Genomic DNA, 21,730 nt, shown 5'->3' on the forward strand with positions numbered 1-21,730 from the left:
CGCATGCCATCACCACCTGGGCCGCGCGGGCGTCCGAGTGGACCACCGGTGGCCCGGCTGGACCATCCGGGCCGGACCATCGGCGTGGCGGGCGGCGTGGTGCCCGCCACGCCGCCCGCCCGGCGCGGTGCGCCACGGCTGTCGGGCCGGGCCGATACCCTCCGGTACCTTGGGACACCTGTTCGAGCGGCACCGGCCGCGCGGACGCCGAGCGCGGGCTCGGGGGCGACGACACCAGCGGGAGAACGACCCAGTGACTGCCGAGACCCTGTACGGGGCCGACGACCTGACGCACCTGGAGGGTCTGGAGGCGGTGCGCAAGCGGCCCGGCATGTACATCGGGTCGACCGACAGCCGCGGCATCAACCACCTGTTCACCGAGATCGTCGACAACTCCACCGACGAGGGCGTCGCGGGCCACGCCACGAACGTGGTGGTCACCCTGCACGAGGACGGCAGCGTCCAGGTCGACGACGACGGCCGCGGCATCCCGACCGGGGTGCACGCCAAGTCCGGCCTGTCCGGTGTGGAACTGGTGCTGACCCGGCTGCACGCGGGCGGCAAGTTCGGCGGCTCCGGCTACAAGACCTCCGGCGGCCTGCACGGCGTCGGCGCCTCCGCGGTCAACGCCCTGTCGCACCGCTTCGACATCACCGTCCGGCGCGACGGCAAGGTCCACCGGATGTCCTTCGCCCACGGCGTGCCCGGCGAGTTCGACGGCGACGGCCCCAGGGCGAAGTTCACCAAGCGCTCCGGCCTCGACATCGTCGGCAAGATGCGCCGCGGCGAGTCCACCGGCACGTCCATCCGCTACTGGTACGACGCCCGCTACTTCGAGAACGGCGCGTCCCTGTCGGTCGACGCCGTGCGCGCCAAGATGCGCAACACCGCCTTCCTGGTCCCCGGCGTCAAGTACGCGCTGCGCGTGGCCGACCCCGAGAGCCCGGGCAAGTTCACCGAGGAGACCTTCCACTACCCGCAGGGTCTCACCGACATGGTCGAGTTCCTGTCCCCGGACGGCGAGCGCGCGGTGTCCGGCACCGTCCTGGTCACCGGCGAGGGCAGCTACCAGGAGAACGCCGCCGACGAGAACGGCGTGATGCGGTCCAAGGTGGAGCGGCGCGCCGAGGTCGAGGTCGCGTTCCGCTGGGGCACCGGCTACGAGCGCACCGTCGAGTGCTTCACCAACACCATCCGCAACATGCACGGCGGCACCCACCGCAAGGGCTTCGAGCGGGCCGCGGTGAAGGCGCTGCAGGAGGCCATCGCCAGGACCAGGGGCCTGCTCAAGCCCAAGGAGGACCTGCCGACCCTCGACGACGTGCTCGAGGGCATGACCGCCGTGGTGCACGTGCGCATCCCCGAGCCGCAGTTCACCTCCCAGACCAAGGACGAGCTGTCCACCGCGGGCATCACCAAGGTCATCCAGGGCGTCGTCGAGCGGCACCTGCGCGAGTGGACCGAGGACCGGCGCAGCAAGGCCGAGGCCAAGGTCGTGCTGCAGAAGATCGTCGACGCCGGTCGGGTGCGCATCGCGCAGAAGCAGCAGAAGGACGCCGCGCGCCGCAAGACCGCGCTCGAGGGCGCCGCGATGCCCGCCAAGCTGGTCGACTGCCGCACCACCGGCGTCTCCCGCAGCGAGCTGTTCCTGGTCGAGGGCGACAGCGCGCTCGGCTCGGCGCGGATGGCGCGGGTCTCGGAGTACCAGGCGCTGCTGCCGCTGCGCGGCAAGATCCTCAACGTGCAGAAGGCCAGCCTGGCCGACACCCTGCGCAACGCCGAGATCGCCGCCATCGTGCAGGTGCTCGGCGCGGGCACCGGCCGCACCTTCGACCTCCCGGCGATGCGCTACGGCCGGGTCATCCTGATGGCCGACGCCGATGTCGACGGCTCGCACATCCGGACCCTGCTGATCACCCTGTTCGCCAAGTACATGCGCCCGGTCATCGACGACGGCAGGCTCTACGCCGCCATGCCGCCGCTGCACAAGATCACCACCCGCGGCCGGGGCGCCGAGACGGTCTTCACCTTCACCCAGCGCGAGATGGAGACCACCGTGGCCCGCCTGCAGAAGGCGGGCAGGCAGGTGGTCACGCCGGTGCCCCGGTTCAAGGGCCTCGGCGAGATGGACGCCGACGAGCTGTGGGAGACCACGATGAACCCGGCCACCCGCTCGGTGCGCCGCATCACCCTCGGTGACGCCGAGGCCGCCGAGGCCGCGCTGGAGCTGCTGATGGGGGAGAAGGTGGAGCCGCGCCGCAACTGGCTGGTCGACTCCGCCGCCCGCGTCGACCAGTCCGCCATCGACCTGTAGCGCCCCGCGCCGACCGACCACCAGAGCACGAGAGAGAGCCGCGCCCATGGCCCGCCGCAAGGCCCCCGCCACCAAGGTCGACCCCTCCGCCTTCGACCAGGCGGGCGCGACCGTGGTCGACAACCCGGTGCGCACCGAGATCGAGGACTCCTACCTGGAGTACGCCTACTCGGTGATCCACTCGCGCGCGCTGCCCGACGCGCGCGACGGTCTCAAGCCGGTGCACCGCCGCATCCTGTTCTCCATGCACGAGCAGGGCTACCGGCCCACCCACGCCTACGTGAAGTCCTCCCGCGTGGTCGGCGACTGCTTCGTGCGCGGCGCGCTGGTGTCCACACCGTCGGGGCTGCGCCCGATCGAGGGGATCGAGCTGGGCGAGCAGGTCCTCGACCCGGGCGGCAGGCCGGTGCCGGTGACGGCGGTCTACGAGAACCCGGTGTCGGAGCTGGTGCGGGTCACCTGGACCAGCGGCCACAGCATGCTGGTCACCCCCGGCCAGCGGTTCCGGGTGAGCGCGGGTTCGGGCCGGGAGTGGGTCGAGGCCAGGGACCTCGCCGGTCGGGAGACGGTCGCCGGGGCGGGCGCCGACGAGGTGACCGCCAGCGACAACGGGTACGCCTACGTCCTCGGCGTGATCGCGGCCTCCGGCTCGGTCACCGCCGCAGGCGAGCTGCGGGTCGAGTCGCTGGAGGCCGGACCGGTCGACCACGTGCACGGCTGGGCGATCGGCGCCGGGCTCGACACCCGCCGCGACAAGCGCGAGGCCCGCACCCCGACCCAGCGCGACCGGCACATCCTCACCTTCGCCGACGCAGGTCTGCTCGCCACCCGCGACACCGTCCCCGCCGTCGTGCTCGCCGACCGGGCGGCCTGGTTGCCCTACCTGGCCGGTCTGCTCGACGGTGCCGGGCACGTGCGGCGCGGCCGTGGGCAGATCGCGGGCCTGGCCCGCCCGGAGCTGCTGCGGCAGGTGTGGTGCCTGCTCGCGGACCTCGGCATCCCCGCGGACCAGTGGGACCGCTCGGGTCTGCGCGGGATAACCGTCTCCGGTGGTGCCGCCGCCACGTTGGCCGCGTTGCTGCTGCCGTGGGTGCGCTCGTGTGACAAGCACGCGGGCCTTGCCCACCTCGCTGCTCCCGCCGAGCCGAGCGCGCCGGTGTCATCCACTGCGTTGCCGGTGCTGTCCACAGTGGCGTCGGTCGAGCCGGTGGCCGGTGACACCACCTACGACATCCAGGTCGGGTCGGACGAGCACGCGTTCGTCGTCGAGGGCCTGGTCGTGCACAACTGCATGGGCAAGTACCACCCGCACGGCGACACCGCGATCTACGACGCGATGGTGCGGCTCGCGCAGGACTTCTCGCTCAACGCGCCGCTGGTCGACGGGCACGGCAACTTCGGCTCGCCCGACGACGGCCCCGCCGCCAGCCGCTACACCGAGGCGCGGATGTCCAACGAGGCGATGCTGCTCGTCGGCGAGCTCGGCGAGGACACCGTCGACTTCCGGCCCAACTACGACGGCTCGCTGCTCGAACCGGTCGTGCTGCCAGCGGCGTTCCCGAACCTGCTGGTCAACGGCACTTCCGGCATCGCGGTCGGCATGGCCACCAACATGATCCCGCACAACCTGGGCGAGGTCGTCGCCGCCGCGCGGTACCTGATCACCCACCCCGAGGCCGACCTCGACAAGCTGATGGAGTTCATCCCCGGCCCCGACCTGCCCACCGGCGGGATGCTGCTGGGCCTCGACGAGGTGCGCAAGGCCTACGAGACCGGCCGCGGCGTGGTGCGGATGCGGGCCAAGGTGGAGATCGGCCACCTCGAGGGCAGCAGGCGCCAGGCCATCACCGTCACCGAGCTGCCCTACCAGGTCGGCTCGGAGAAGATCATCGAGAAGATCACCGAAGAGGTGAACAAGAGCAAGCGGCTCACCGGCATCGCCGACGTCAAGGACCTCACCGACCGGGAGAACGGCACCAGGCTGGTCATCGAGTGCAAGGTCGGCGTCAACCCGCAGGCGCTGCTGGCCGACCTGTACCGGCTGACCCCGATGGAGCAGTCCTTCGGCATCAACAATCTGGTCCTGGTCGAGGGGCAGCCGCGCACGCTCGGGCTCAAGGCGCTGCTGGAGGTGTTCCTCAAGCACCGCTACGAGGTCGTCACCCGGCGCACCCGCCACCGCAAGCGCAAGCGCGAGGAGCGGCTGCACCTGGTCGAGGGCCTGCTGCTGGCCCTGGTCGACATCGACAAGGTCATCCGGCTGATCCGCGGCAGCGACGACGCCGCGGCGGCCAAGGCGGGCCTGATGAGCCGCTTCACGCTCTCCGAGGTGCAGGCCACCTACATCCTCGACACCCCGCTGCGCCGCCTCACCAAGTTCGACAAGCTCGAGCTCGAGGACGAGCAGGAGAAGCTGCGCGGCGAGATCGAGGAACTGGCCAAGATCCTCGACGACGACAAGGTGCTGCGCCGAGTCGTGTCCACCGAGCTGGGCAAGGTCGCCAGGGACCTCACCGCCGAGCGCCGCACCTCGCTGATCGACGGTGACCTCAAGGAGGTGCTGGCCGCCTCCAAGCCCGCCGGTCCGCTGGAGGTCGCCGACGACCCGTGCCAGGTGGTGCTGAGCGCCACCGGCCTGGTCGCGCGCACGGCCGCGGAGTCGGAGGAGGCCTCGGAGGGGCGCACCCGCAAGGGGCGCGCCCGGCACGACGCGGTGGCGGCGCTGGTGCACTCGACCGCGCGCGGGCAGGTCCTGCTGGTGACCAACCGGGGGCGGGCGGTCAAGACCGACGTGCTGCCGCTGCCGGTGCTGCCGGAGCAGAGCGGCACGGTGTCGGTGTCCGGCGGGATGGCCGCCAGTGAGCTGGTGTCGCTGGAGAAGGGCGAGCGGGTCATCGGCATCGCCCCGCTCGGCGACCAGGCCGCGGGCTCACCCGGTCTCGCGCTGGGGACCCGCCAGGGCGTGGTGAAGGTGTGCGCGCCCGAGTGGCCGGTGCGGTCCGACGAGTTCGAGGTGATCACCCTCAAGGACGGCGACGAGGTCATCGGCGCCACCTGGCTGACCGACGGCTCGGAGACGCTGGCGTTCGTGACCGGTGATGCGTCGCTGCTGCGGTACGCCGCCTCGCTCGTGCGGCCCCAGGGGCTCAAGGGCGGCGGGATGGCGGGCATCAACGTGCCCGCGGACGGCAAGGCCCTGTTCTTCGGCGCGATCCGCATCGACGACCCGGACCACGGCGAGCCCCAGGTGGTCACCTCCACCGGCCAGTCGGTCAAGGTCACCCCGTTCGCCGAGTACCCCGCCAAGGGCCGAGCCACCGGCGGCGTCCGCGCCCACCGCTTCCTCAAGGGCGAGACCGGCCTGGTCCTGGCCTGGATCGGCCCCCGACCAGCGGGCTCCAGCCGCACCGGCTCCGCCGTCGAACTCCCCGACCCCGACCCCCGCCGCGACGGCTCCGGCCACGCCCACCCCGGCCCCGACGTCATCGGCCACCTCGTGGAACGCGCCTGAGAGACGCCGAGCCGCCTTGGTGACGAACCAGGCGGCTTGACCTCCACCCCACCGAACAAGTCCGGGCCAGATGGGCGTTCGCGGCATTGTCCAGGCCGCCGCGGCGTCTGTACTGTGTCGGGACTTGCGGGTCGGTGAGGTGGGGTCGGGGTTGTGGGTGGCGGGCTGGTGGGGCGGGAGCGGTTGCTGGCCCAGGTGTCCGCCCGGCTCGACCAGGGTGGGGGAGTGCTGCTCTCCGGGCCCAGCGGTATCGGCAAGACGGCGGTGCTCGACGCGATCTCGGTACCGGGCCGGGTCTTGCGGGCCACCGCGGCCGAGGCTGAGCGGTGGATCTCCAGTGGGGTGCTGGCCGAGTTGCTCGCCCAGGTGCCGTCCGCGATCGTGGCCGCGCTGCCCGCCGAGTTCCGGGACGCGGTCACCGAGGTGCTCGTCGGCCGCCGGGTGGACGGGGGGATGCCGCTGAGGCACGCTTGGCACCTGTCCCTGCTGGCCATGGCCGCCAGGGAACCCGTGCTGGTCCTGATCGACGACGCCCAGTGGGTCGACGCCGCGTCGGCCGACGTGCTCGCGTACGCGGCCCGCCGGGTCGGGTCGGCGCAGGTCAGGGCTGTGGTCGCGGGCAGGCTCCCGGAGACCGTGCCCCTCGACGACGACGGCCCCCGCGCCGTCCCGCCCGCCGCCCTCGCGCCGGGACCGGTGCTGCGCCTGCAAGTCCCGCCGCTCACCGCCGACGACCTGGCCGAACTCCTTGACGCCCGTGGACTTCCCGCGCGCACCGCCGCCGCCATCCACGCCGACTCCGCGGGCAACCCGTACCTCGCGCTCACCCTCGCGGGCGCCGCCACCGACCGCCTGCCGCTGCCGCCCAGCGTCGCCCTGCTCGTCCGCGAACGCCTGGCCTGCCTCGCCCCCGCCGAGCGGGAAACGCTGCTGTGGTGCGCCTTGGCCACCCGACCGACCACCCGGCTGCTGCTGCGCGCCGGGAGGGCCGACGCCGCGCGGGACATCGCCAGGGCCGCCGAGGTGGGTCTCGTGGTGACCGACGCCGAGAAGATCCGGTTCACCCCGCCCGCCGCCGCCTCGCTCATCGCCGACCTCGCCGACGCCGACTACCGCGCCGCCGCCCACACCAGGCTGGCCGAGGTCGTCACCTCCGACGCCGACCGGGAACGCCACCGCGCGCACGCGTCGGAAGACCCCGACGCGGCCGCCGCGCGTTCGCTGGTGGTGGCGGCGGAAACCGCGCAGCGACAGGGTTCCCGCGACCTGGCCGCCGAGTTGTACCTGCTCGCCGCCGACCGGACCCCGGGCCACGAGCGCGTACAACGGCTGGAATGGCTTGTGGCGGCAGCGCGAACCGGCGCGGTCGCCGCCCGCGGCGACGTGGTGCGCCGAGCCGCCGACGCCGTGCTCGCCGCGGATTCCGCGCCACTGCAACGGGTTCGCGTCCGGATGTCGCTGATTCACCTTGCCGGGCAAGGGGTCGCCGACGAGCAGGAGCTGTTCGCCCTGGCACTGGCCGACGCGGGCGACTGCCCGCGCTCCGGTGGGCTGCTGTGGCTGTGGCGGTCCTGGGCGGCGATGATCAACGGGTGGCCCGCGGTGTCGGCCGAGCGGGCCGCCCGCGCCGCCGACCTGGCCCGCTCGGTCGACGACACCTCCATCGAGGCCATGGCGTTGGCCACCGCCGCGCTGATGAAGCGGCTGGCGGGGGAGCGGGACTTCGACGAGCCGCTGCGCCGGGCCCTGCTGCTGCCGCCGCCGGACATGGACGGCTGGGCGCACTTCTCGCCCGCGTTCATCGTCGCCCGCTTCGCCGCGATCGACGAACGGCTGGAGGACGCCCGCGCCCTGTACCTGGGCATGCTCGGCATGGTCGAGCGCGGCGCGGTGGAGGAACTGGTCACTGTGCTGCGCGGCCTCACCGAGGTCGCCACCCGGCTGGGCCGCTGCCGCGAGGCGATGGACTACGCGGCCAGGGCGCGGCGGATCGGCGGCGAGGCCCGGCTGAGCCCGGCCCCCGGTTGGCACACCAGCGCCGTCGCCGAACTCGCCGGTGGCAGCGTCGCCCGCGCGCTGACCTACGCCGAACGCGGTGTGCGGGCCGCCGAGCAGGACTCGGACCTGGTGTTCCTGCGCAGGCACCTGCACCTGCTCGGCCAGGCCCTGCTGCGCACCGGTCGCCCGGCCGAGGCGGTCACGGCGCTGCGCCGGATCCCCGAACTCGAGCGGCCGCGCGGGATCCGCGACCCCACGATGCTGCGCTGGCACGGTGACCTGGTGACGGCCCTGGTCTCGGTCGGCGAACACGCCGAGGCGGCCGGGATCCTGGCCGACACCCGTGACCGGGTCGCCGGGGTTCCCGAGCCCGCGGGGGTTTCCGCGCAACTCGACCGCGCCGAGGCGTCACTGCTGGCCGCTCGGGGTGACACCGACGGCGCGGTGGACCTGTTGCGGCGCGCGGAATCCGTGTTCACCGCGTTGGGTCAACCACTGGAGACTGGCCACTGCCTGCTGGTGCGCGGCCGGATCGAACGCGGGCGCCGCCGCCACGCCGCTGCCCGTGAGCCGGTGCGCAGGGCTGCCGCGCTGTTCGCCGCCGCCGCTGCCCACCCGTGGACCGAGCACGCCGAACGCGTCCTGACCCGGCTGGCCGGCCCGGTCCAGGCGCCGACCGAGCTGACCGCCACCGAGGCCCGCATCGCCGCCCTGGTCGCCGAGGGCGCCTCCAACCGCGAGATCGCCGACCGCCTGTTCATCAGCGTCAAGACCGTCGAGGCCTCGCTGACCCGCGTCTACCGCAAACTCGGCATCCGCTCCCGAACCCAACTCGCCGCCCGCCTGCACGACGACTGACTCCGTCTCGACCATCAAGGCAGTCACCTGGTCGACTGAACCCCGCGCCCTCTCCCACCCATTTCCCCACGTCGCGTTATCCACAACCCCCACGGATATCCACAGATCCGACGACCCCACCCCATCGATCCCGCGCACCCACTAGACTGGCCTAGGGGACGCCCCCCGGAGAGGGTGGGGGCTGGGAGGGTTCCGGGGGCGGCCTCCGCAAGGGTGGCGCGCGGGGTGCGCGAGGGTTTCCCCTGATGCCCGGGTGCGCGCGGCGGTTCTAGCCTGTTGGCACTGGTCGGGCCACCCGGAATAGTCGCGCTCCACCGCGTGCGGTTGGTCGGCTGTCATTGTCGTCCCCGGGTGGCGCTTTTCGGCCTGGGGCGGGCGCGGACCCTGCTGGTATTATCCACCTTACGCCCGAGGTTGGTGGGGTTCGTGCCGCGCCCTGGGTGCGATAGCGCCGGATACCGGTGTGGCAGCGGCTTTCACAGTTAACCGGGATGTCCGGTGGCGCCCCGTGAGCGCGGGCCGGGGGATATCCGGGAAGGTGAAATCCGTTCATTGGAAATGCGCAGACCAGCGCCCGTTTCACCCGCTGCCCGTATATCCGGTAACAAGTTCCCCTTGTGGTCGCCGGGGTCCGCGAGCACCATTCGAAATACCCGCCGGATACGTCCTAGTGAGGGCTTGGCGCATTCGGCGGAAGGAGGGCTTTGGCCCTTGTCCCCTGCACTCGAGAACCGTTGGAGAACATGTGAAACGCACACTCGTCGCCGCCGTGGTGCTGACCGCGGCCGCGGCAGCGGTGGCCACCGTTCCCGCGTTCGCCGGCCAGCAGGCCGCCCCCGCCCCCACCGCCACCGACGTGGCGCCCGAGGTGCTCAGCGCGATGGAGCGCGACCTCGGCCTGTCCCGCGACGCCGCGATCGCCCGGCTCGACAGCGAGACCAAGGCGACCGCGCTGGAGGCCGACCTGCGCGGGCGGCTCAGCGACTCCTTCGGCGGCGCGTACTACGACGCCGCGAAGGGCAAGCTCGTCGTCGGCGTCACCGACGCCACCAAGGCGTCCCAGGTGCGCGCCGGTGGTGCCGAGGCGACCGTCGTCCGCCACAGCGCGGGCCACCTCGACGCCACCGCCGAGGGCCTCAACGGCAAGACCGCGCCCCAGGGCGTCACCGGCTGGTACGTCGACGTGCAGCGCAACACCGTCACGCTGACCACCGCCAAGGGCACCGCCGCTGCCGCCAAGCAGTTCGTGGCTACCTCGGGCCTGGACGCCACTGCCATCTCGGTCGTCGAGTCCACCGAGTCGCCCCGCCCGCTCTACGACGTGCGCGGCGGCGACGCGTACTACATCGGGTCCGGCTCGCGCTGCTCGGTCGGCTTCTCCGTGCAGGGCGGCTTCGTCACCGCCGGGCACTGCGGCCGCTCGGGCGCCACGACCAAGGGCTCCAACCAGGTCGCCCAGGGCACCTTCGCGGGCTCCTCGTTCCCCGGCAACGACTACGCGTGGGTCCGCACCAACACCAACTGGACCCCGCGCGGCGTCGTCAACCGCTACAGCGGTTCCACCACCGTCGCGGTGAAGGGCGGCACCGAGGCCGCTGTGGGCGCGTCGATCTGCCGCTCCGGCTCCACCACCGGCTGGCGCTGCGGCACCGTCCAGGCCAAGAACCAGAGCGTCAACTACCCGCAGGGAACCGTCAGCGGCCTGATCCGCACCAACGCCTGCGCCGAGCCCGGCGACTCCGGCGGCTCCTGGCTCGCGGGCACCCAGGCCCAGGGCGTCACCTCCGGCGGTTCCGGCAACTGCTCCTCCGGCGGCACCACCTACTTCCAGCCCCTCACCGAGATCCTCTCCGTCTACGGCCTCCGCCTGGTGACCAGCTGACCCCACCCCCAGCGAGCCCCGGCGCCGGCGTCCCACCGCCGCCGGGGCTCGCCCCATGCCCATCGAAGCCCGGTTGACGGGGGCTCAGTCGCAGGGGAGGTCTGTTCTGGTGCGGACGCCGCATTTGCGGAGGGCGTTGGCCACGTGGTCCTCGACGGTGCGGACGGAGATGAAGAGGGCTTCGGCGATCTCTCGGTTGGTGCTGCCCCGCGCGGCCATTCGGGCGACCGCCGCCTCTCGGGGGGACAAGGCGTCGCCGTAGCCGCGTCTGCCGCCGCGGTGGCGTGGGGTGACGCCGTGTTTGCGCAGGGCTTGGGCGCAGCGGGCGGCGTCCCAGCGGGCGCCGAGGTCGGTGAAGCCCGCCACGACCTCGACCATCGGTTCCTTGTCGCCGTTGTCCAGCAGCACCGACGCCAGGGCTTCCCGGGCGAGCAGCCGCGCGTACGGCCTGCCCATCGCCTCGTACTCGCCCTCGGCCGCGGCGAACAGGTCCACCGCTTTCGCCCGCGGCGCGACGTACCCGGCGGCCTCCAACGCGGCCGCGCCCGCGGCGGGGGCGTCCAGGGACACCACCGCGTCCGCGAACTCCCGGTGCAGCGCCACCGCGCCCGCGCGGTCGCCGACCGCCACCATCGCCGCGCACGCCTGCGGGACCACCTGTGCCGCCCAGCCCCAGTTCCCGTGCCTGCGCACCAGGTCCAGCGCGGGGGCCAGCAGCACCAACGCCTCCTGCGCGCGGTTGCCCGACAGCGCGATCCTGGCTCGCGCCGCCGCCACCCCGGCCACCTGGGGGATGGTCAGCAGTTCGTCGCGCTCGCCCACCGCCCGCAGGTCGACCTCCGCGTCGGCCAACGCCCCGGTGGCCAGCGCCAGTTCCGCGCCCACCAGCCGCGCCTCCGCCTCCAGCAGCGGCAGCCGGTGCGCCCCCGCGCTCGCCCGCACGTGCGCGATCCGCTCCGGCAGGCCCTCCCAGTGCCCCGCGGCCAGGTCGAGCCGCAGCCGGGTCCCGGCGACGAGCCGGTTGGTGTAGAGCCCGGAGTCCTGGTCGACCAGCGTGGGGATCAACGTCAGCAGGTCGCGGGCGCGCGCGTCGTGGCCCAGCAGCAGCGCCGCGTCGGCCGCGTTGCTCGCCCCGCGCAGCAGGTGCAGCCGGGCCTCCGGTGTCGACCCGCGGGCCAGCGCGGCCCGCCACACCGGCCAGCCGTCCGGGTCGCCGTAGTACAGCAGCACCGACGCGTGGTTGACGTGCACCGCCGTGTGCACCGCGTGGTCGTCGAACGAGCCGAGCATGTTCAACGCCCGCTTCGCCCATGCCAGGTGCTCGGTGTCGGTCCCCGAGGTGGACGACGGGATGGCCAGCGCCGCCATCGCCCGCGCCGCCAGGTCCGGCCGGTCGGCCAGTTCGGTGACCGCCACCCGCAGCTGTTCCCGCCCCGCGCCCGCCTTGCCCGCCTGCGACACCAACAACATGCCGAGCCCGAACCGGATCTCCCCGCGCGGCCGCTCCGGCAGGTCGTCCTCGGCCAGCACCGACCGCAACGCGGCGACGGCCTCGTCGTGGCGCAACCCCGGCTGCGCGGCGCGGCTGAGCAGCGCGGCGACCCTCGCCCGGGTGGTCATGTCGATGCCGGACGCGGACACCACGTCCGCCAGCAGGTCGACCGCGGTGTCCCCGTCGCCGAGTGCCACCGCGCGGGTGGCCGCTGCCTCGGCGTGCCGCACCCAGTCGGCCACCAGCCCGGCGTGCTTGCAGTGCCTGGCCAGCCGCGCGTGCGGGACCGGCGCCACGTCGGCCAGCACGGTCGCCGCCGCCCGGTGCGCCCGCCGCACCTCGTCCGGGGCGAGCAGGTCGATCACCGCGCGGGTCGCCAGCGCGTGCCTGGTCGCCAGCAGCCCGGGCGCGCACTGGCGCAGCAACCCGTGGGCCAGCGCGTGGTCGATGGCCTCCGCCGCCGTCGGGCGGTCCAGACCGGCGACCCGGCCCAGCAGGTGCTCGTCCACCGGGGCGCCGAGTGTGGCCGCGGCTCCCACCACGTCCCGCACCGCCGCCGGAAGGGCCGCGAGCCGCTCCGCGATGGACCCGCGCAACGCCACCGGCGCGGTCAACCGGTCCAGCACCGACCGCGGCGCGTCGGCGAGGCGGGGCGCCGGTTCCGCGGGCAGCGCCCGGCACACCTCCTCGATCACGAACGGGACGCCACCGGTCAACTCGTGTAGACGTGTGGCGAACTCGGTGGTCACCCTGGTCAACCCGAGCAACCCGGCCGCCAGCTCACCGACCTCGGCGACCCGCAGCGGCCGCACCGTCGTCTCCACCGCGCGCGCCCACCGGGGCAGGTACCCGGCCAGGTCCACCACCGGCCGCTCGGCGCGCACGCTCTCCGGCCGGTACGTGACCAGCACCGTCAGCCGCGGCGGCAGGCCCCGGCACAGGAACCGCAGGAACTCGTAGGTCGCCTCGTCGGACCAGTGCAGGTCCTCCAGCACCAGCACCGCGGGACCCAGCTCGGCCAGACCCGCGCGCACTCTGGGAAAAACGTCGACCCGGTCCACCCGGCCCACCGGCGGGCTGAACAGGTCCAGACCCTTGAGCGCGTCGAGCACCGGGCCGAGTGGGAACGGCTCGCGCAGCGGCAGGCACTCGCCGACCAACCAGTGGTGCCCGAGCAGGTCCGGGTGCTCGCGCAACTCGGCCACCATCCGGCTCTTGCCGATCCCCGCCTCGCCCGCGACCAGCACAAGCGCGGGCGCGCCGACCGAGGACAGCCGCGCCAGCTCCGCGCCGCGGCCGACCAGCGGCGCGCGGTCGAGCGCGGTCGATCTGTCCACAGTGGTTCCCAGAGGACCCGTTTCCATGCTGCACCTTTTGCCTGGGGTGAAAGGCTTTCGCGCCCTGCCCACCACGGATCTGCTCACGGTAGCGCCTGAGTTAAGCCCGTATCGCCACGGATTGCAACGGCCCGGTCACTGCAACAGCATCGGGTGTGCCAATCCGTGACGATCGCCAACCCGGTGGTCTCGTCGTAGGAGGTACTCCCCAAGTGACTGACCAGCTCCCCACCACGGAAGACGCGGGCGAGGGCAACATCACTCGCAAGCGGCTGCTGCAGCTCGGCGCCCTCGTCGTCCCCGCCGCGGGCCTCATCGGTGCCACCGCGGCCGGTGGTTTCGCCGCCGCCAGCCCGGCCGAGGTCCGCCCCGAGGGCGCCGAGGCGATCAACCTGGCCTGCACCCCCGGCCAGAGCACCACCATCGCGCAGACGGAGGGTCCGTACTTCAAGCCGGGCTCCCCGCAGCGCACCAGCCTGATCCAGCCGGGCACCACCGGCACCAGGCTGACCGTCAGCGGCTTCGTGTTCAGCCGCTCGTGCAGGCCGCTGGCCAACGCGCTGCTGGACTTCTGGCAGGCCGACAGCCGCGGTGCTTACGACAACAGCGGCTACACCTTCCGCGGGCACCAGTACACTGACGCCAGCGGCAAGTTCACCCTGACCACGATCGTGCCCGGCCTCTACCCCGGCCGCACCCGGCACATCCACGTCAAGGTGCAGAACCCGGGCGGCCGGATCCTGACCACCCAGCTGTACTTCCCCGGCGAACCGCGCAACAACACCGACACCATCTACGACCCGCGGCTGCTGATGAACGTCCGCACCGTGGGCTCGGCCAAGGAGGGCACGTTCGACTTCGTGCTGAACGTGGCCTGACCAGCCCCCTCCGCGCTCCACAGTGGACGGCCCACCGGCTCGTCGCTGCGGCGCGGTGAGACGTCCGACGGTGCTCCCTGCCGCCGGTCGACGCCACCCGACGCGGCGGAAAACCGAAGGCGGACCGTGCACCTACGCCTCGCGCACCGCCACCGCCCGCGTCGGGCCTGGCGGCACCACCACGGTGACGCGGACGTCGGACGCGGACGTCGGGCTCGAGGTCGCCCCCGGGTCGGACCGGCCGGGGAACGGCCACGGGGGTAGGGGCGCCGGGCACAGCAGGGCCCGGCGCCCCGTCTTTCTCCGTTGGCTCTACGCCGGGAGAGAAACCGCAGCTCAGGCCGTCCAGCCGGGCCCGTTGTGTCCACTGTGGACGTCGAGCTGGTAGCCCTTGGCGGAGAAGCTGGCCAGCACGCTGAACCGGTCGCCGCGCACCACCGTGTGCCGCCACTCCACCGGCGTCCGCTCGGCGAGCCCCAGCCGGTCGATGGCCAGCGCCGCGGTGTCCTGCGGGGCGGCGAGCAGCCTGCGCTCGCCCTGGGTCGGCACGACCGCCCGGATCCGCTCCTGGCCGCCGGTCAGCCGGATCCCGCACCGCGCGTCGAGTTCCCGGTACAGCGAGGTCCCGGTGAAGTCGACCTCCCGCAACCGCGCGGTCAGCGCGTGCGGCAGCCACACCCGGTCCACCGCCAGCGGCGCGTCCCCGGCGAAGCGCACCCGCTCCAGGTACAGCAGCGGCGTCGACTCCTCCAGCCCCAGCTTGCTGGCCACCACCCCGTCCGCGCGCACGTCCAGCACCCGCACCGCGCTGTAGGCGCTGAGCCCGCTGGCCTGCACCGACGCGAACAGGCTGTAGAGCGCCCCGAGCGGCTGCGTGATCTCCGTCTGCCTGCCCAACCTGGGCGGGTGCCCCCGCCCGGCGACAACCGTGCCGTCCGCCCGCAACCGCCGCAACGCCTCCCGCACGGTGTTGCGGCTGACCTCGTACTCCGCGGCCAGCGCCAACTCCCCGGGGAACACCCGGGTGAACTCGCCCCCGTCGACCCGCCGCAACAGGTCCGCGTGCAACTGCGCCCACAACGGCGTCGACAACCGCCGGTCCAGCCGGGCCGCGCCCGCGCGCTCGACAGCCGGGATCAGCGCCGCTCACCCCCTCGCGTGCCTGCTGGCCGGATCGTCCCCCATCGAACCTAGCAGGTGGACGCGCGCGCCCGGCCGCGCACGGGCCGATCACCGGTCACCGGTACCACGGGCTGGGAAGTCCACAGTGGACCGGCCGAGGGTGGGCCGTGCTCGGTCGAGGAGCAGGTGGCGGGGTGTGTCAGCCGACCATCTCGTGGCCGCGGACGGCATCGCGCTGGCGTGGGAGGGTGGTGCTGTCGAGGTACCACTGGTAGGTGGCGGCGATGCCCGCGCGCAGGCGGATGCGGGGTTCCCAGCCGAGGGCGGTGAGGGTGCGGATGTCGAGGACCCGGCGGGGGGCGCCGTCGGGCATGTCGGGGTCGAAGTCGAAGGTGCCGGTGTAGCCGATGGTCTCGGCGAGCATCTTGGCCAGGTCGGCGATGCTGATGTCGCGGCCGGTGCCGATGTTGACCGGGCCGGGTTCGTCGTAGTGCTCCAGCAGCGTCATGCAGGCCTCGGCCAGGTCGTCGACGTGCAGGAACTCGCGGCGCGGGGTTCCGGTGCCCCACACCGTCACCGACTCCTCGCCCGCCTGCGCCGCCTCGTGGATGCGCCGCATCAGGCCCGCCAGCACGTGCGAGGAGGTGGGGTGGAAGTTGTCGCCCGGGCCGTAGAGGTTGGTCGGCATGGCGCTGATCCAGGACAGCCCGTCCTGCTCGCGCACCGCCCGCACCTGGGCCATCCCGGCGATCTTGGCGATGGCGTAGGACTCGGTGGTCGGCTCCAGCGGCCCCGCCATGACCGAGCTCTCCCGGATCGGCTGCCGGGACTCGCGCGGGTACAGGCACGAGGACGCCAGGAACAGCAGCCGGGGCACCCGCAGCGCGCGGGCGGCGTCGAGCACGGAGACCTGGATGCGCAGGTTGTCGGAGATGATGTCGGCGGGCTGGGTGACGGTGGTGAGGATGCCGCCGCCGCGCGCCGCGGCCAGCACGACGACGTCCGGGGCGTGCTGGGCCATGAACCGCGCGGTGGCCGCGTGGTCGCGCAGGTCCACTTCGGACGACGAGGCCAGCACCAGGTTCTCGTGGCCCGCGGCGCGCAACCGCCCGCACAGCGCCGACCCGGCGAGGCCGCGGTGGCCCGCGACCAGGATCCGGCTCGCCGTGGTGAGCCGAGGAGCGTGCATCGGCGGTCCTTCCCGTCCAGGTGTGCCGCCAGCCGCGGTGATCACCGGCGGTCGTGGGCCAGGATGGCATCCGCCGCCCGGCCGCGCCGCTGCTCGGGGCGTCGGTGCCGCCCGGGCCGCCGCCGGTGACCACCCGCTGTGTGACCGCTGGTGTCGATTGTCCGGTTTCGGGCCCTCTGGCACCACCTGACCAGGTACATCTCACCGGCAACTTCTCACGCTGAGTTGGCACCATCCCCGAGAAGGGCGAGTGTTACCCCGCCAAAGGGTCATCTTTGGCTGGCCAGCCCAGCACAGGTCCACTGTGGAGCCCCCGGCCGTCACCTGTTCGGGGAAGATCTGTGCCAACCTGGAGCCCGGAGGTCTGATGCGGATCCTGGTCACGAACGACGACGGCATCGAGTCGCCCGGGCTGCACGCCCTGGCCCGCGCGGCCGCCGAGGCGGGCACGGCGGTCACCGTCGCCGCCCCCGCCGCGGAGGCCAGCGGCACCGGCGCCGGGCTCACCGCCGCGCAGGACCACCGCAGGGTGCTCACCGAGCCGCGCTCCCTGCCCGGCCTGGACGTCCCCGCCTTCGCGGTCGCCGCCCACCCGGGCCTGATCGCCATGGCAGGCTGCCAGGGCGCCTTCGGCGAGGTGCCCGACCTGCTGCTCTCCGGCATCAACCTGGGCGCCAACACCGGCCGCGCGGTCGTGCACTCCGGCACCGTCGGCGCCGCCCTCACCGCGAGCGTGCTCGGCTTCCGGGCCCTGGCCGTGTCCCTGGACGTGCGCTTCGGCCACTCGACCTCGCCGAGGTGGGACACCGCCGCCGCGATCACCGCCGACGCGGTCGCCCTGCTGCTCGACTGTCCACCTGGGACGGTGCTCAACGTCAACGTGCCCGACGTGGCACCCGGGCGGGTGCGCGGGGTGCGGTGGGCGGCGTTGGCGGAGTTCGGGTCCGTGCGCGGCGCGATCCAGCGCCTCGACGACGGGTCGATCAAGGTCACCACGGTCCGGGTCGACGCCGACCTGGAGCCCGGCACCGACGCCGCGTTGCTCGCGGACGGCTACGTCACGGTGACCGCGGTGCGCTCGGTGGCCGAGGACGACCGCGCCCACGGCAGGGCGAACGGGTGGATCGGCTAGTACCCGCGCTGTTCGGGGACGCTCACGCCGGGGTTGGCGGCGAGCGCGTCGGCCACGCTGGCGTACGGGGCGATCTCGTCGAGCAGGCTGCTGACCTCCATCGCCCGCAGCACCGGCGGCGCGCAGCAGGCCACCGCGACCCGGCCGCCGTCGCCCCTGGCCCGGCGCTGGGCGTCGGCGAGCAGGGTGAGGCCGCACGCGCCGACGAACCCGACGTGGGTCAGGTCGACCACGAGCAGCCGCGGCCCGCGGGAGAGCCGCACGGTCAGCGCGGCGTCGACCGTCTGCCGGGTGGCCAGGTCGATGTCGCCGCGCAGGCGCAGCACCGGCACCTCGGCGCCGCCTGCGCCGGTCCGGTCGTGTCTGATGCCCATCCTGGGCGGGACTGGTCCCATGGTGTGGCGCTCCCTTGATCGGGGCGGCCACGAGGAAAATGTCGCCCGGGCCGCTGGTGGCCACCCGGATCGCATCTCCGACGCAGCGTTACCGTGCGGTCGGCTTGCCCCCCACGCTACGCCCTACCCAGCCCCGCACAACCCCCAGCCCGCTGACCAGCGACGACTCAGGTCACAGCCGGTCACAACCAGCCGCGGCGGGCGGCGAGCAGGCCCGCCTGGAACCGGGTGTCGGCGCCGAGGGTGCTCATCATCTCCCCGATGCGGCGCACCACGGTGCGCTGCGCGACGCCCAGCGCCCTGGCGATCGCCTGGTCCTTGAGCCCGGCGGCCATCAGCGACAGCACCTGCCGGTCGCGCTCGGACAGCGTCGCCGCCCGCTCGGCGGAGGCCTGCCCGCCGAGCACCGGCGCCGCCTGGTCCCACAGCGCCTCGAAGCACATCACCAGGCCCTCCACCAGCGGAGCGGCGTGCACCAGCAGCCGGGTCCTGGTCTCGGCGGAGGCGAACGACACCGGCATCAGCGCCACCCGCCGGTCCACGATCATCATCTTCATCGGCGCCGACGCCAGCGTCCTGGCCTCCTCGCCCAGCTCGATGCAGGCCATCATCTGCGCGTAGTGGCCGGGCAGCGCCAGCGCCGGGCCGTGGTAGAGCGAGCGGTACCGCACGCCGCGGTCGAGCGCGATCAGCTCCTGGTCGTTCTGCACCGGGGTGCCGTGCAGGTACGGCGGCGCGTCGATGATCAGCACCTCCTCGCGGGCGCCGAGCTGCATCTGCGCCAGCCGGTGCTGGATGACGTCGTTGCCCTCCAGGATCTCCACCAGGTTCGACTCGGCCGACGCGGGGGTCTCCCGCAGCCGCAGTGCCAGCTCCCGCGCCGCGGCGCGCAGCCCCTCCAGTTCCTGCTGCCTGCGCGACACCAGTGCCTCGATGGACACCTCGGGCGGCGCGACCACGTACCGCATGGGCCGCGCGAGCAGGGTCGTGACCAGCCCGGCGGCGGTGAGGGTGCGCAGGGCGCGGCGCACCGCGGGCAGCGGCAGCTCGGCCGAGTCGGCGATGTCCTGGGCGGTGCCGCGCGGGGTGGTGGCCAGCGCGAGGTACACCGCGTTGTCCGTCTCGCTGAGCCCGACCGGCCCCAACAGGTGCGCCATGGCGACACACTAGGCGCGGGCGCGTCACCATCACAGCCCCTCGCGGCCGGTGCTGTGAAAATCCACGCGTGTCCTGATCGCGCCGTTGTCCTGTTCGGCCCTCGCCCGCCGCCGGGAGCGGGGGCAGGCTGGCCGGTGCACACCTCCTCCGCAGTACCCGTCCCCGCTGGGAAGGATCCCGCCATGTCCCGCGCCACCCGACGCCCCCGCACCCCGAGGCGGGCTTTCGCGTCCGCGTGATCCGGTCGCTGGGCTGTCCGGTCCCGGGCAGCCCAGTAACTAGCGGGCCGGGAGCACGGCCCGACCGCGCAGGGCCATCTCCAGCGCCAGCCGCCCCGCGGGGTCGATGAGCCGGTCGCCGAGCAGGTCGGTCAGCTGGTGCAGCCGGTAGCGCACGGTCTGCGGGTGGATGTCCAGTGCCGCGGCGACCTCGGCTGTCCCACCGGTGGTGCGCAGCCAGGCCAGCAGCGTCGCGGTGAGCCGCTCCCGCTGCCTGGGCGGCAGGCCCGCCAACGGCGCCAACTCCCGGTCGGCCAGCCGTGCCAGCAGGAACTCGTCGGCCAGCAGCAGCAACTCGGCCAGGTGGTCGGCGCACCGCAGGACACCGGTATCCGGGAGCACGCCCCGGCGGGCCAACCCCCACGCGCGACGAGCCAACGAGAGAGAGTCGTGCGCATCCGCGGTGCGCACAGTGGGGCCGACTACGACCAAGCCCTCGGCGGGCGGGAGGCTCTGGCCCGCGATCACCAGACAGGCCTGCGTGCCTTCGGTGTCCAGGAGCGCGTCGGTTGCCGCGGCCCACACCTCCACCGCTTCCGAACCCTCCGCCAGCACCACGGTCACCTCGTCGGGCAGCGGCCACTGCGCGGCGTTGGCGGTGTCGGCGATGTCCGCCGGTGGGTGTTCGGCGAGCAGGAGCCGCACGAGCGCCCGCCTGCGACCACGCACCGCGTCCAGGCCCTCGGCGGTGGCGTAACCCGCCATCGCGGTCGCGCACAACGCGTCGACGTGCGCGAACACCAGGTCGGCCAGGTCGAACAGCTCCGCGGTGGGCACGCCCGCGCCGCGGCCGAGTTCGCTGACGCGCCGCCACACCACCCGCGCGCCGACCCGCACCGCGGTCTGCAACGCGTCGAGCGTGCGGCCCTCGGCGTGCTCGACCCGCGCCGCGTACCGCAGGGCGGCCGCCCTCGTCGCGTGGTCGCCGTCCGGGCGCACCACCGCGGCCACCGAGTCCAGCAGCACCTGCCCGACCCGCCCGCGCAGCGGACCCGCGTACTCCGGCACCGCGGCCTGGATCTCGGCGACGACCTCCGCGACCAGCTCGGCCGGGCGGATCCGCCGCGCCACCTCCGCCGGGAGCGCCGCCCACAGCTCGGCGGGCCGTCCGGTGTCCGGCGTGCCTGCCAAGGTCCACCTCCCGCGGCGGGGTTGTGCTCGGCCGACGATAAATTCGCCCTTCCGCCGGTGTCAATCACCGCCCCCGGTTCAGCGGATCGCGACAAACCCGCGGTTCTCGGATCCCGCGCACAAAGCCGGGACCCGGTTTTGCGCGTGCGGTGACAACAACCGCGACCGGCGAAACGCGTCGTTGTCCGCCGTGGTGACCCGCTGGTAACGTCCCCGGAACCGGCGCGGAAAGCGTTGCGGCACAACGGATCCGGGGTGGTGACGATGACGCGGTCCGCAGTGGCGCGCCGGTGGGCGCTCGCCGCGGTGGCGGGGGTGGCCGGGCTGGTGGCGCACGTGGGCGTCGCCGATGGCGCCCCGGCGGTCATTCCCACGACGACAGCGGAATCGACCCCGCCCGCGCAAACCCCCGCCGCGGAGCCCGTCGAGGCCAAGCCTGTTGCACCAGCTGTCCCATCGGTGGACAAAGCAGCTGATCTGCCGTACAACTTCGACCTGACCGTCACCACCCGGCTGGCGAAGCTCAACTCCGACGTGGTCATCGGCCCCGGTTCGTTCCGCTCGGTGATCGGTTTCCTGCCCGGCCCCGACGGTCGTCTCCCCTTGACCGGCGACCTCGACCTCCCCCCGGCCAAGGCCGCCATGGTGGCCTTCCGGTTCATGCCGGTCACCAGCACCATCACCCTGACGCCCGCGGGCCAGGCGACCGGCAGCGCGGTGCTCACCATCGACGGCACCCCGAACGCCAACGCCGACATCGACGTCACGCTGCGGGTGGACCTACGGGTCTCGGCGGTGTTCCAGGACGGGCTGCCGCTGGCGGTGGGGGACGGGTGCCGCACGGTGAGCCCGCTGGAAATCCGGTTGCGCGGCAAGGTGCTGGTGGTCCCCGGCTCGGTCAGCACGCTCACCAGCACCGTCACCATCCCGCCGTTCACCGGCTGCGGCACCACCGAGGACCTCGACCCGCTGGTCACCGGCCTGGTCTCCGGCCCGGGCACCGGGCTGACCAACCGGCTCGTCACCCGGCCGCCGGTCTAGGGGGCGGGGATGGG

At 73.5% G+C, this 21,730-nt stretch carries 13 protein-coding genes; 7 read left to right on the forward strand and 6 right to left on the reverse strand.

Features of this window, described 5'->3' with window-relative positions:
* Positions 1–253 precede the first annotated feature (253 nt).
* The 4 genes from BMY07_RS30955 to BMY07_RS30970 all read left to right on the forward strand — a co-directional run bounded on the left by BMY07_RS30955 (position 254) and on the right by BMY07_RS30970 (position 10,563).
* On the forward strand, positions 254–2,314 hold the full coding sequence (locus tag BMY07_RS30955; protein ID WP_092786407.1) for a DNA gyrase/topoisomerase IV subunit B: 2,061 nt from the start codon (positions 254–256) through the stop codon (positions 2,312–2,314).
* A gap of 46 nt (positions 2,315–2,360) precedes the next feature.
* Entirely contained in the window at positions 2,361–5,825 is a 3,465-nt protein-coding gene (locus BMY07_RS30960; RefSeq protein WP_092786409.1) for a DNA topoisomerase (ATP-hydrolyzing), read from the forward strand.
* Between the two features lie 153 nt (positions 5,826–5,978).
* Positions 5,979–8,681, forward strand: coding sequence for a helix-turn-helix transcriptional regulator (locus BMY07_RS30965; RefSeq protein WP_092786411.1), 2,703 nt, complete (start codon positions 5,979–5,981; stop codon positions 8,679–8,681).
* A 745-nt stretch (positions 8,682–9,426) separates the two neighbouring features.
* Complete coding sequence (locus tag BMY07_RS30970; protein WP_092786413.1) at positions 9,427–10,563, forward strand: S1 family peptidase; 1,137 nt, start codon at positions 9,427–9,429, stop codon at positions 10,561–10,563.
* 84 nt (positions 10,564–10,647) lie between these two features.
* Here the strand turns inward: BMY07_RS30970 and BMY07_RS30975 are convergent, their stop codons facing one another.
* Complete coding sequence (locus BMY07_RS30975; RefSeq protein ID WP_092786415.1) at positions 10,648–13,392, reverse strand: helix-turn-helix transcriptional regulator; 2,745 nt, start codon at positions 13,390–13,392, stop codon at positions 10,648–10,650.
* A 212-nt stretch (positions 13,393–13,604) separates the two neighbouring features.
* Here BMY07_RS30975 and BMY07_RS30980 point away from each other — a divergent pair, with 212 nt between their 5' ends.
* Complete coding sequence (locus BMY07_RS30980; protein WP_092786417.1) at positions 13,605–14,270, forward strand: dioxygenase family protein; 666 nt, start codon at positions 13,605–13,607, stop codon at positions 14,268–14,270.
* A gap of 336 nt (positions 14,271–14,606) precedes the next feature.
* Here the strand turns inward: BMY07_RS30980 and BMY07_RS30985 are convergent, their stop codons facing one another.
* Complete coding sequence (locus tag BMY07_RS30985) at positions 14,607–15,362, reverse strand: GntR family transcriptional regulator (RefSeq protein WP_245782761.1); 756 nt, start codon at positions 15,360–15,362, stop codon at positions 14,607–14,609.
* 229 nt (positions 15,363–15,591) lie between these two features.
* Positions 15,592–16,581, reverse strand: coding sequence for a GDP-L-fucose synthase family protein (locus BMY07_RS30990; RefSeq protein WP_092786419.1), 990 nt, complete (start codon positions 16,579–16,581; stop codon positions 15,592–15,594).
* A gap of 367 nt (positions 16,582–16,948) precedes the next feature.
* On the opposite strand from BMY07_RS30990, the gene surE reads away from it, so the two are divergent.
* Positions 16,949–17,713, forward strand: coding sequence for a 5'/3'-nucleotidase SurE (surE, locus tag BMY07_RS30995; RefSeq protein ID WP_092786422.1), 765 nt, complete (start codon positions 16,949–16,951; stop codon positions 17,711–17,713).
* Here surE and BMY07_RS31000 read toward each other — a convergent pair.
* The 3 genes from BMY07_RS31000 to BMY07_RS31010 all read right to left on the reverse strand — a co-directional run bounded on the left by BMY07_RS31000 (position 17,710) and on the right by BMY07_RS31010 (position 20,675).
* Positions 17,710–18,108, reverse strand: coding sequence for an STAS domain-containing protein (locus tag BMY07_RS31000; protein WP_177215896.1), 399 nt, complete (start codon positions 18,106–18,108; stop codon positions 17,710–17,712). The two genes, surE and BMY07_RS31000, sit on opposite strands and share 4 nt — an antisense overlap.
* A gap of 182 nt (positions 18,109–18,290) precedes the next feature.
* Complete coding sequence (locus tag BMY07_RS31005; protein WP_092786426.1) at positions 18,291–19,265, reverse strand: helix-turn-helix transcriptional regulator; 975 nt, start codon at positions 19,263–19,265, stop codon at positions 18,291–18,293.
* Between the two features lie 279 nt (positions 19,266–19,544).
* Positions 19,545–20,675: a PucR family transcriptional regulator gene (locus BMY07_RS31010; RefSeq protein ID WP_092786428.1), complete on the reverse strand. Its 1,131-nt coding sequence runs from the start codon at positions 20,673–20,675 to the stop codon at positions 19,545–19,547.
* 264 nt (positions 20,676–20,939) lie between these two features.
* Between BMY07_RS31010 and BMY07_RS31015 the strand changes: the two genes are divergently transcribed.
* Positions 20,940–21,716 (forward strand): hypothetical protein, encoded by a 777-nt coding sequence (locus BMY07_RS31015; RefSeq protein WP_143073729.1) that lies wholly within the window; start codon positions 20,940–20,942, stop codon positions 21,714–21,716.
* The last annotated feature ends 14 nt before the right edge of the window (positions 21,717–21,730 follow it).

Source organism: Actinokineospora terrae (assembly GCF_900111175.1).
Classification (GTDB): Bacteria; Actinomycetota; Actinomycetes; order Mycobacteriales; family Pseudonocardiaceae; genus Actinokineospora; species Actinokineospora terrae.

What these genes read in the sequence shown, in the direction of transcription:
- BMY07_RS30960 (WP_092786409.1), top strand. Translation starts at nt 2,361, where the DNA reads ATGGCCCGCCGCAAGGCCCCCGCCACCAAGGTCGACCCCTCCGCCTTC.
- BMY07_RS30990 (WP_092786419.1), bottom strand. Translation starts at nt 16,581, where the DNA reads ATGCACGCTCCTCGGCTCACCACGGCGAGCCGGATCCTGGTCGCGGGC.
- surE (WP_092786422.1), top strand. Translation starts at nt 16,949, where the DNA reads ATGCGGATCCTGGTCACGAACGACGACGGCATCGAGTCGCCCGGGCTG.
- BMY07_RS31000 (WP_177215896.1), bottom strand. Translation starts at nt 18,108, where the DNA reads ATGGGACCAGTCCCGCCCAGGATGGGCATCAGACACGACCGGACCGGC.
- BMY07_RS31005 (WP_092786426.1), bottom strand. Translation starts at nt 19,265, where the DNA reads ATGGCGCACCTGTTGGGGCCGGTCGGGCTCAGCGAGACGGACAACGCG.
- BMY07_RS31015 (WP_143073729.1), top strand. Translation starts at nt 20,940, where the DNA reads ATGACGCGGTCCGCAGTGGCGCGCCGGTGGGCGCTCGCCGCGGTGGCG.